Below are 1,242 nucleotides of genomic sequence, written 5' to 3' on the forward strand. Positions count from 1 at the left end.
GGACGGCGTCCCGAAGGGCCACCGCATCGATGCCCAGCGCCGGGACCGACGCCGGCCGGAGCAGTGCGCCGACTGCCCAGCCGCTCCCCGTGAGCACGCGCTCGGAGCGCGTCGTCGGCGGGCCGACGATGGTCGCCCTGCCGGGCTCCACGACCAGGTTGCAGGCGGGGAAGGGCAGGATCTCCTGCCGGGATTCCTCGCCGGGCGGCAGCGCCCATTCGGGGATCCAGAACCACGCCACCGCATGGTCGAGCCCGGGAGGCGGGCCGATCCGGTGGAACTCCGGCAGGCGCCGGGGGTACAGCACGCCGCGCTGATCGTCGGGGGCTCTGCCGGCGGAGTCGTGGGCGGGGCTCCTGCCGGGTTCGTGCGCCATGCGTCGTCTCCTCCCGGGCGGTGCGCCGCCGATCCTGCCCCCGGCGCCGACTCGCGCCGGGCTGCGAGCACGGACTGCACGCGGGCTGCGTGCGGACTGTCGCGAATCTGCAAGCTCCGGCCGCGGTACGCTCCTACGCTAGCCCCATGGAAGACGAAACGGCACTGCCGGCGACCGGCGCGCACACGACGAACGGCGTCCCGCACGGGTCGACCAGCCTGACTCCGTTCCTCTCGGTACCGCGGGCCGGCGAGGCCGTCGAGTTCTACACGACCGTCTTCGGGGCGCGCCTCGTCGATGCGACGGAGTTCGGCGGCGTCATCGCGCACGCCGACCTCGACTTCGGCGACGGCCACCTCCAGCTCGGAGAGCCGATGCCGGACTACCACATGGTCGCCCCTCCGACGGGTGACGACGACTGCTACTCGCTGGCGCTCTACGTGCCCGATGTCGACGCGACCGTGGCGCGGGCCGTCGCGGCCGGTGCCGCCGTGCGCGAGCCGGCGACGAACTTCGTGTCGGGCGACCGCTTCGCGAGCATTCGCGACCCCTTCGGCGTGCGGTGGTCGATCATGACCCGCGTCGAGGACCTCTCGGAGGAGGAGAGCGTTCGTCGCGTGCGGGAGTGGGCGGCCGAGGCGGGAGCCTGAGGAGCGACTCAGGAGACGGACGCGCCCGCGAGTCGTCGTGCGGCCCGGCCGTCGGCGGCGAATGGGGTCGCGGCTACACTGACCCTGTGTGCGTGCGACGGATGGGAGCGCCGGCGGTGACCCCGGCGGTGCGGCGGGGGGATCGCCCCGAGTGATGTCGTCGATGCAGCGGATCGAGGTGGTGGGCGCGGGCCGGATGGGGACGGCGCTCGTCCG

Annotated in this window: 2 protein-coding genes; one reads left to right on the forward strand and one right to left on the reverse strand. The window is 73.9% G+C overall.

All coding sequences use genetic code 11. The features are described 5' to 3' along the window. Nucleotides 1-376: DUF6597 domain-containing transcriptional factor (locus ACFPZL_RS13360; RefSeq protein WP_382335857.1), on the reverse strand; the 376-nt coding region annotated here is incomplete at its 3' end. Nucleotides 377-522: 146 nt separating this feature from the next. Here ACFPZL_RS13360 and ACFPZL_RS13365 point away from each other — a divergent pair. Continuing rightward, nucleotides 523-1,026, forward strand: a complete 504-nt coding sequence (locus ACFPZL_RS13365) for a VOC family protein (RefSeq protein WP_218115313.1) — start codon at nucleotides 523-525, stop codon at nucleotides 1,024-1,026. Nucleotides 1,027-1,242 lie beyond the last annotated feature (216 nt).

This window comes from Leucobacter soli (genome assembly GCF_042659205.1).
GTDB lineage: Bacteria > Actinomycetota > Actinomycetes > Actinomycetales > Microbacteriaceae > Leucobacter > Leucobacter soli.

Bases quoted from the DNA above. Each gene is read 5' to 3' on its own strand.
- ACFPZL_RS13365 (WP_218115313.1), top strand. From the start codon at position 523: ATGGAAGACGAAACGGCACTGCCGGCGACCGGCGCGCACACGACGAAC.